10 protein-coding genes are annotated in these 8,760 nt (G+C 44.0%); 1 reads left to right on the top strand and 9 read right to left on the bottom strand.

Translation table 11 applies throughout. The annotated features are described in order from the left end of the window. From zapA to DW819_RS06075, 8 genes are all read right to left on the bottom strand, one after another. The coding region (zapA, locus tag DW819_RS15625; RefSeq protein ID WP_207665296.1) for a cell division protein ZapA at positions 1 to 1,241 on the bottom strand (1,241 nt) is incomplete at its 3' end. Between the two features lie 197 nt (positions 1,242 to 1,438). Next, a complete protein-coding gene (gene ruvB / locus DW819_RS06105; RefSeq protein WP_118732520.1) occupies positions 1,439 to 2,446 on the bottom strand; it encodes a Holliday junction branch migration DNA helicase RuvB in 1,008 nt (335 codons plus the stop codon). Between the two features lie 24 nt (positions 2,447 to 2,470). Further along, positions 2,471 to 3,094 (bottom strand): Holliday junction branch migration protein RuvA, encoded by a 624-nt coding sequence (gene ruvA / locus DW819_RS06100; protein ID WP_118732519.1) that lies wholly within the window; start codon positions 3,092 to 3,094, stop codon positions 2,471 to 2,473. Between the two features lie 102 nt (positions 3,095 to 3,196). Beyond that, entirely contained in the window at positions 3,197 to 4,666 is a 1,470-nt protein-coding gene (locus tag DW819_RS06095; protein ID WP_118732518.1) for an ATP-binding protein, read from the bottom strand. A 120-nt stretch (positions 4,667 to 4,786) separates the two neighbouring features. Next, on the bottom strand, positions 4,787 to 5,284 hold the full coding sequence (locus DW819_RS06090; protein WP_347560174.1) for an SseB family protein: 498 nt from the start codon (positions 5,282 to 5,284) through the stop codon (positions 4,787 to 4,789). 248 nt (positions 5,285 to 5,532) lie between these two features. Further along, the gene (locus DW819_RS06085; protein WP_118732517.1) at positions 5,533 to 5,916 is read right to left on the bottom strand and encodes a VOC family protein; all 384 of its coding nucleotides are present in this window, start codon (positions 5,914 to 5,916) and stop codon (positions 5,533 to 5,535) included. Between the two features lie 19 nt (positions 5,917 to 5,935). Then, entirely contained in the window at positions 5,936 to 6,346 is a 411-nt protein-coding gene (locus DW819_RS06080) for a peptide deformylase (protein ID WP_118732516.1), read from the bottom strand. Between the two features lie 235 nt (positions 6,347 to 6,581). Further along, a complete protein-coding gene (locus DW819_RS06075) occupies positions 6,582 to 6,944 on the bottom strand; it encodes a type I restriction-modification system subunit M N-terminal domain-containing protein (protein ID WP_118732515.1) in 363 nt (120 codons plus the stop codon). Between the two features lie 231 nt (positions 6,945 to 7,175). On the opposite strand from DW819_RS06075, the gene DW819_RS06070 reads away from it, so the two are divergent. Then, positions 7,176 to 8,402 carry an ATP-binding protein gene (locus DW819_RS06070; RefSeq protein WP_118732514.1) on the top strand — a complete coding sequence of 409 codons (1,227 nt, stop codon included), beginning with the start codon at positions 7,176 to 7,178 and terminating at the stop codon, positions 8,400 to 8,402. Positions 8,403 to 8,495: 93 nt separating this feature from the next. On the opposite strand, the gene DW819_RS15620 is transcribed toward DW819_RS06070, so the two are convergent. Continuing rightward, positions 8,496 to 8,633, bottom strand: a complete 138-nt coding sequence (locus DW819_RS15620; RefSeq protein ID WP_182432576.1) for a hypothetical protein — start codon at positions 8,631 to 8,633, stop codon at positions 8,496 to 8,498. Positions 8,634 to 8,760 lie beyond the last annotated feature (127 nt).

Below are 8,760 nucleotides of genomic sequence, written 5' to 3'. Positions count from 1 at the left end.
AGCTCCTGCTTTGCGGTTTCTGTTTCGCTTCTCGCCTGTGTAAGCTCCTGCTTTACGGTTTCTGCTTCGCTTCTTGCCTGTGTAAGCTCCTGCTTTACGGTTTCTGCTTCGCTTCTTGCCTGTGTAAGCTCCTGCTTTGCAGTTTCTGTTTCGCTTCTCGCCTGTCCAAGTTCCTGAAGCGAAGTTGCATTTTTTAAATGAGCCTGCTTCAGTTCCTGTTCAGCTGCATCCTGCTCAGAATGCAGCTGTGCCAGCTTCCGGCGCACTTCCTCCAGTTCCTGTTTCAGCTGCTCTGCCTCTGCTGCTTTCGTTTCCAGGTTCTGCTTCGCCGTCTCAGTCTCTGCTTTCATGGCTTCCAGCTCGCTTCCGGTTTGGGCTGAATTTTCCTGTACCCGGACAATCTGCTGTCTCAGTGTTTCTGCTTCTGTCCGTGCATTTTCCAGATCCGCTCTCAGGCTTTCCTCTTCTGCCTGTGCATTTTCCAGATCCGCTCTCAGGCTTTCTGCTTCTGCCTGTGCAGCAGTAAGCGCTGTCCTCGTATTTTCTGTCTCTGCAACAGCCTCGTTCTTCTCTGAGGAGATCTGCTCTATTTCAACAGAAAACCGTTCTTTCTCTGCAGCCAGTTTCCGGCTCACAGACTCATTCTCTGCTTTTGCGGCTACAAGTTCCTGCTGCACGGTCTCATTTTCCGACTTTGCGGCTGCAAGCTCCTGCTGCACGGTCTCATTTTCTGACTTTGCGGCTGCAAGCTCCTGTCTCGCGTTCTCATTTTCTGACTTTGCGGCTGCAAGCTCCTGTCTCGCGTTCTCGCAACAGTTTTTCAGCGATTCGATTTCCTGAGATGCATTCTCCAGCTTTTCCTTCGCCGCTTCCAGTTCCTCCCGGTCTTTGAGCGGAGCAGCCTTGGCCACTTCCAGTTCTCTGGATTGTGCCTCATACTTCATCTGGGTGGTGATCAGCTCATGTTTTAAGCTGTATGCGTCTTTTTCCAGTTCCTCTTTCTGCTGTTTCAGGTCATCTGCACGCATCTGCTCCTTGAAATAGTCATCAGAAAGATTGAGCTGAATGGTCAGATTCTGATATTCCGGACTCTGTCTGGAAAAACCATCCAGCTTGCGGACTTCGCCAATCTTCTCATTCAGATAAGCAGCAACCTGTCTTAAATACGCTTCATCTTCCGTACCGCCCAATGTAAAAACGGTTCCATCTATAAAAACTTCCGTATAATTTTTCTGTTCCATGAAATTTCCTTATAAATAATATAATTTTAATACTGTATACATTTTAACATATTCCTACCATCTCAACAAGAGTGTTTCCCACAGTTTCTCATTTTGTGTTTCCGGAAAAATATGCTAAAATCCACAAATCCGGAGAACTCTGCTTTCTATCATCGTGCATCAATTCTCCGGATTTTTATTTTTTGATTCTTTTGTTTTTAAATGGATTGCCCGTCACAGGGAATATCCAGATGCCGGTAAGCCAACGGCGTTGCCACCCTTCCGCGCGGGGTGCGGTTTAGGAAGCCATTCATCAGAAGATACGGTTCATACACATCCTCCAGCGTTCCGGCATCTTCTCCGAGCGCCGCTGCCAGGGTTTCCAGACCAACCGGGCCGCCGCCAAATTTCTCGATCATCATGAGAAGAATGCTCCGGTCGTTATTATCAAGGCCGACCTTGTCCACATCCAGAATGTCCAGCGCAAAATCCGCCACCTCTTTGGTAATGACTCCGTCATACTTCACCTGCGCAAAATCCCGCACCCGTTTGAGTAATCGGTTTGCCAGGCGCGGGGTACCTCTTGAACGCCTTGCGATCTCTGCCGCGCCCTCCGGCTCAATGCCGACACCAAGCACCTCTGCAGACCGCTCTACAATGATCTGCAGCTCCTTCGGCGTATAAAACTCCAGCTTCTGGACCACGCCAAAACGGTCACGCAATGGAGCCGTCAGAAGCCCCGCTCTGGTCGTTGCTCCAACCAGGGTAAAATGCGGCAAATCCAGGCGGATGGAACGGGCCGATGATTCCTTACCCAGCATGATGTCAATGGCAAAATCCTCCATAGCCGGGTAAAGCACCTCCTCCACCTGACGGTTCAGGCGATGAATCTCGTCCACAAACAGAACATCGCCCTCCTGCAGATTATTCAGAATTGCCGCCATCTCTCCCGGCTTTTCAATCGCCGGACCGGAGGTCACCTTCATGTGTACGCCCATCTCGTTTGCAATAATGCCGGAAAGCGTTGTCTTTCCCAGTCCCGGCGGACCATAAAACAGCACATGATCCAGCGACTCTCCACGCGCTTTCGCTGCGTCTATGTATACCTTTAAATTATTCTTGATCTTTTCCTGACCGATGTACTCGGCTAACATCTGAGGTCGGAGATTTGGTTCAATAACCTTGTCCTCTTCCGTCACCTCAGTGGTAATGATCCGTCGTTCCATTTTTTACTCCAATTATCTTCTATATCAGAATGCCAGAAATTTCAGTGATGCCTTGAGCACCGCTTCCGAATTCATGTCCTCCGTGATGGTTACCTGCCGCACAGCCTTTGTGGCTTCTGTTGGGGAATAGCCCAGGGCAACCAGTGCTTCGATAGCTTCTTTTCCTGCGCCATCCACGCTGGAAGCTGCCGCCGTAACCGCCACCTCCGTCTGACCGCCCGCGAACTGCAGCGGCAGTACCTCGTCCATGCTGATCTTGTCTTTCAGATCCAGGATCACGCGCTTGGCTGTCTTCGGACCGATTCCCGGCGCTTTGGCGATGGCCTTGGAATCTTCCGCTATGATGGCCATGCGAAGATCATCCGGGCTGAGGGAAGAAAGAATTCCCAGAGCCGCCTTGGGGCCAATGCCGGTTACACCGAGAAGCTGGTTAAACATCTTTAAATCCTGACGGCTGAAAAAGCCGTACAGCGTCATGGAATCTTCCTTCACCTGAAAGGAGGTGTAAACCTTGATCTGCTCACCCACATGCGGAAGCCGGTCCAGCACCGACAGCGGAACATGAATGTTCCAGCCAATGCCCCCCGACTCCACAACAATGGTATCTTCCCAGTATTCTTCCAACGTTCCTTTTATATATGAAAACAAATTTCTGTCCTGACCTTTCCTGATTTATGTGCGTTTTCCTGTGCTTTTCATTCTAACATAGCAAAGTGCAGGATGCAAGCCGAATATCGAACAGGTATTCGGTCATCTTGACAAGAAATCGTATTCAATTAGAAGCTTCCAGTACCCTTTTTGGCTGGTCCCAATTCGTTGCACAATATCCTGACGCTTCATTTTATTAAGGTAATACTTCACACGATCTACTTTCCATCCCAATTTAGCAGCTATTTCTTTCTGTGTAATATCTGACTGTTCTTTAATCAAATTTAGAATTTCTTTGTCTGCATTTGTTAACTTACATCTATCGACGTTTGAGATGCCTTGGGTAGTGTCTTGGGTAGTACCTTGGGTAGTATCTTGGGTAGTTTCTATTTTTCCTGTATTGCGATATAGATTGATACGGAATCCAATCTCCATATCACAAAACTCTGGCTCTCGTAAACCATATTCCCGCATTGCCTCCATCAGTTTAGGAATGCCGCTTCCCCATGCCTCAATTAGATTCATATAGGAAAAAGCATGTGCAAGTGCTCGATTACGAATCTTTGAATATCCCTCTTTCATCTTATCGAGTGTTACTCCCGGCATAAGACCACCTGGCGATGTAATTTCCAACCTATCATCGTAAATTGCCACCTGAATATGGGAACTTTGCAAAAAGCTGCAATTCATTACTGCATTAATAATAAGTTCTCGAATGCTATCTGGTGGCAACTCGTAAATATCTTTGCGGTAAATTCCTTCCAGTTTTGCCCCAAGATGGATATTTCGTAACACAAATTGGAACGCATCATCAATCTGTTTCCACAATGGACCTCCATATTCGCGTTTGTCCACAAAAACAGCGCGAGTCTTTCCCTTGAACATTCCACATTGAATCTGCGAAAGAAAATCATCCTTACCAAGTAAAAATACATACCCATTTGTTGGATGAATACTACCGTCTTCCGCTTCTGCCAACAGTCCCCAGCTCAACAGTACATTTTTCGTGACATCACGGATTGCCCCTTTTTGTGTCTTTGATTTGCTGTTTGCAATGGCAACTTCTTTCATCTGCAGGCACGTTTCTTCAATTTCTTTCTCTGTCACTGTCAGGTCTTTTCGAATAACCTTATCGTAAGAACGTCCTTCGTCTTCATAATACATTTCCGCAGTCAGATCTCGGTCAGCCGGTCGGGAAGTTCCGGAAACTCGAATATAAGTACCGTCTTTGATTCCTAATGATTTGATGTAATAAGGTCGTTGCTTACCTGCACTAATTTCAGCAACAATGATCGTTTTATCATTGATCGTCTGCAAATAAACATCTGGAATCACAACTGGCTCACAGCTATCGGAAATTGCCGTAGTTATGGCATCAATCTCCGAAAAAATAATTTCTTTTCGAATACCAACTACTTCACGGGTATCATCGTCAACACCAAACACGATACGACCGCCCTCTCCGTTTGAGAAAGCAACCACCGTTTTCATGTATTTTAAACTGTCCTTTGGTCTCTGAACCTTGAACTCAACATTTTTAGACTCGCCAGCTAAAATTTCTTCTATGGTCAATAAAATCACCTCTTTCCAATTTTATTATAATATTCTTCTTTGTTCTTATAATATTCTTACTCTCAATCAATATCTCTCAAATAATTTTTGATTTGCTATCATAGCATCAACAACAAAGATTCATGAATCCCCTAACATAATCCGAATCAGATTTTTGTTTAACATCAACGTTCGGTTCCATGGATTTAAGATGATTCCTTCGATTTCGTTCACGGTCAGCGCAGTCCGGAAAATCTGCTCCAGATCAGCAAGAAACGTAGACTTCACCTGATCTGCGCCGCGCAGTTCTTCCCCGAAGCCGGTAAATGCCACCCACCATGCCTTTCCGTCCGCAGTCTGCATCGCCTGAATCTGCATAGGGGTTGCCGGATCTGCCATCATCTGCCGCATACGATTCTGATCCTGCGGCATGTCCACAGCCAGAATAACCTGTCCATGCTCCCGCATCCGGCGGCGGATCACCGTTAATGCATGAGCAAGCAATGCTTCGTTCGGTTCCTGCTGCAGCGCGGCAATGGCTTCCTCAATTTTTTCATTTCCAATCAGTCCCTCGTCCTTTGAAGTATACTCTATCGCATGCTCTATCGTATGTTCTGTCATCTTTTCTATTCTTTCCATATCGGTTGTCCTGCTTTCTTTTCCCATCGAGACCTGCATTTTGCAGCAGCCCCCTTTTTTCATTTTATGTCGTAACTGTTCAGTACCTTCACAGTCACGAGCAAAAATCCATTGAAAATTGCCTTCGGCAATGGGATTTTTGCTTTCTAGCCCATGTTTTCGTACGGTCAGCGCAGCAAGTGCGCAGACCTACTGAATAGTTACTTTATGTCATCAGACACGCGTGCAGCTTCCGTAACTTTTTTAGCTCAGACTGTAATCTCAATCTGGTTCTGCTCAATGACAACAATGCAGCTTTCGTAGTAGCCGTCTCCCGTTGTTCTTGGTTCGCTGATCACATTGTAACCATCATTCTTTAACCGTGCCGTAATTTTCTCCACATTTTCCCTGCTTCCAACACTGAACGCAACATGGGCATATCCTGTCCGGAATAATTCTTTCGGCAAATCAGACATTCCAGGCCTGCTCATGATTTCCAGCCTCGCACCATCCTCAAAGGAAAGAAAATACGAACGAAACCCTGTCCGCACATTACAATATCCATCGTTTGATTGTGCACCCAGATATTTCACAAAAAAATCCCGCGCTTTTTCCAGATGATTTACATATAACGCAATATGCTCGATTTTCACAAAAATTCCTCCATTCCTTCTAGATAATGATTCCATCCAGATGATCACATTCATGCTGAATGATCTGGGCTGTCCATCCGCTGAACTTCTGGTGCTGTTTCTTAAAGTTCATATCTTCATATTCTACTTCGATTTCCTCATAGCGGGTTGTTTTTCGAGCACCAATCAGGGAAAGACACCCCTCTTCCGTCTCAAATGCGCCAGTTTTCTTCACAATGACCGGATTGAACATTGCGACATTCATAAAACCCATATTCACCGCAATAATATTTTTCCGCACTCCGATCATATTCGCAGCCATACCTACGCACTCTGCCTCATGGGCTTTTAAGGTATCCAAAAGATCCAGTGCCGCCTGACGGTCCGCCAAAGTTGCCGGGAGTGATTGTTGCTTTAAGAACGCGATGTCTCGCATGATTGGTTTTACCATAACAATATTTCCTCATCTGTATATTTTTAATTGTAACGGTTCAGCAGTTCACAATCATTCCACATCTCTATATGTTCTATCATTGTTCATCTGCAGCCCCTTCACCAGTGTTTCCATTTTTATTTTGTTTCGTTTATTCCATATTTTTTGTTGCCAGCATGAACAACCTGTTTACATTCTCATCATAATATTATGCCAAAATCAGGTCAGATTTGCCAGCGACCGCATCACCAAATCAATATCCTGGTTTTCCAGTTCCTGAAGAGCTAAAAACAAAGGAAGATAAAGCCGTACGTACATTGTCCACGCTGAAATCAGAGCCCATATGAATCCAGGTAGAAAACATATCTTTGTAGGCAATAAAATAGCCCAGACTCTGCTGTGATGCTTCCACGATCTCCGGGTCATCTTCATTCACATATTCCACAATATCTTCCGGCGCATAGTCTCGTTTTAAAAGCCACTGCTCCTGTTTATCAGAAAGATATTTATAGAAAATAAAACCCAAAATGTAGTCTTTATATTCGTTCGCTTCGATTTTGGAACGCATTTTATTTGCAGACTCCCATATTTTCGCCGCAAGCTGCTGTTTGTTCACGTTAGTATCCTCCAATGCTTAAGTTCATAACTGCTTCTATTATAAACGGAGTTCTTAATTGCCGCTACTACTTTTCTTCAGTGTAAGTCAGCTTCTCCTCCTCGAAAATTTTTAATATTAATTTCAAAAACTTTTTATTTTTAACTATTTTTTAATTTCATTTTAAAAATATTGTTTTTCTTCTGATTTTGGCTATAATAAAATTAGAAATTCTATTTCAGGAGGTGCTCTATGTCCGAACTTATCAACCGCCCGGAATATCTGAATCAGCTGATTCAAAATAAAGATGTTGATCTAGTCAAAATTGTTACCGGTATCCGCAGATGCGGAAAATCCTCTTTACTGGATCTTTTTCATCAGCATTTGCTTAATCATGGCATAGCAGATTCTAACATCATTCATATGAATCTGGAATCTTTGCGCTATCGAGACCTTAAGGATTATCTGGTTTTTTATGACTATGTCAGCGAACGTATTGCAAAAAGTGGGAAAACCTACCTCATTTTTGATGAACTTCAGGTTATTGAACACTGGGAAAAGGCAATCGAATCTTTTCGTCTGGATTTTGATGTGGATATTTATATCACTGGTTCCAATGCTTACCTGCTTTCTACCGAATTTTCCACCCTGCTGTCAGGACGGTATGTTGAAATCCATATGCTGCCTTTATCATTTAAAGAATTTCTGGATTTCTACGAATTTGCGCCTGACATCTCGATAGAAGAAAAATTCCAGAAATACCTGCAGTTTGGAGGGATGCCCATTCTTCGGGAATATCGTTTCAATGAAGCAAGAAGCATACAGGCCCTGGAAGGAATCTACTCCACGGTCATCCTGCGCGACATTCTTCAGCGAAACACGCAATCCAATCAGGGATTGCTTCACAAGCTCATGCTGTTTCTGTGCTCCAATATTGGCAGTATCACTTCTCCTAGCAGCATTGGAAATGTGTTATCAAATGAAGGTAATATTGAGGGAAAAGGGAAAAAGATTGCCAGCCAGACGGTTGAAAAATATATTTCCATGCTCCGCAGTGCTTTTATTTTCTATTCCGTAGAGCGTTACGATGTAAAAGGGAAACAACTGCTGAAAACTTTGGGAAAAAATTATATCATAGATCTTGGCTTCCGTAATATGCTGCTCGGCTATCGTGATGCCGATCGAGGTCATATCATTGAAAATATTGTTTTTCTTGAACTAATTCGCCGGGATTATCATGTATACATTGGAAAATTCAAGGAAACCGAAATTGATTTTGTAGCAGAAAAGCCAAATGATAAACTTTATATACAGGTTACGGAAAGCATGCTTTCCCCGGAGACACGTGAACGTGAATTACGCCCATTGCAGATGATTCCTGATAACTATGAAAAGATTGTTCTGTCCATGGATCGAAACTATATTACTTCTTATGATGGGATCAAATCTCTGAATCTGATTGACTGGCTCTTGGCCTGACACATACTACTCGTAAAATCCTAAAATTTAGAAAACAAAAACAGGCTGCAAGCACCATTTTCAAATAGCTTGCAGCCTGTTAGTTCATTCCATCTATTTCATCAACGGGATCTGATACTTTACCTTCCGGTAAATCTTCCATCCCAGCACGGCCGGGATTCCGATGACCATAGCCAGGGTAGATACTCCTCCGATGATTGCATAAATAATTAAAATCAATACTGTCAGCATGTTTCCTTCCCCTTTCTGTTTGTCCTGCTCATAAATTACAGGAAATATGGTTTGTGCAGCGCATGGGCTGTAACAAAAATATTTCCTCTCGTATTTTATACAAGGTGCCAACAGAAAGAAAGTGTTT

Origin of the sequence: Clostridium sp. AM33-3 (assembly GCF_003480315.1) — a bacterium.
Lineage (GTDB): Bacteria > Bacillota > Clostridia > Lachnospirales > Lachnospiraceae > Brotaphodocola.
The sequence above is the reverse complement of the archived record's forward strand: the minus strand, read 5'-3'. Positions and strand labels throughout refer to the sequence as shown.

What these genes read in the sequence shown, in the direction of transcription:
- ruvB (WP_118732520.1), bottom strand. Translation starts at nt 2,446, where the DNA reads ATGGAACGACGGATCATTACCACTGAGGTGACGGAAGAGGACAAGGTT.
- DW819_RS06090 (WP_347560174.1), bottom strand. Translation starts at nt 5,284, where the DNA reads ATGGAAAGAATAGAAAAGATGACAGAACATACGATAGAGCATGCGATA.
- DW819_RS06080 (WP_118732516.1), bottom strand. Translation starts at nt 6,346, where the DNA reads ATGGTAAAACCAATCATGCGAGACATCGCGTTCTTAAAGCAACAATCA.
- DW819_RS06070 (WP_118732514.1), top strand. Translation starts at nt 7,176, where the DNA reads ATGTCCGAACTTATCAACCGCCCGGAATATCTGAATCAGCTGATTCAA.
- DW819_RS15620 (WP_182432576.1), bottom strand. Translation starts at nt 8,633, where the DNA reads ATGCTGACAGTATTGATTTTAATTATTTATGCAATCATCGGAGGAGTA.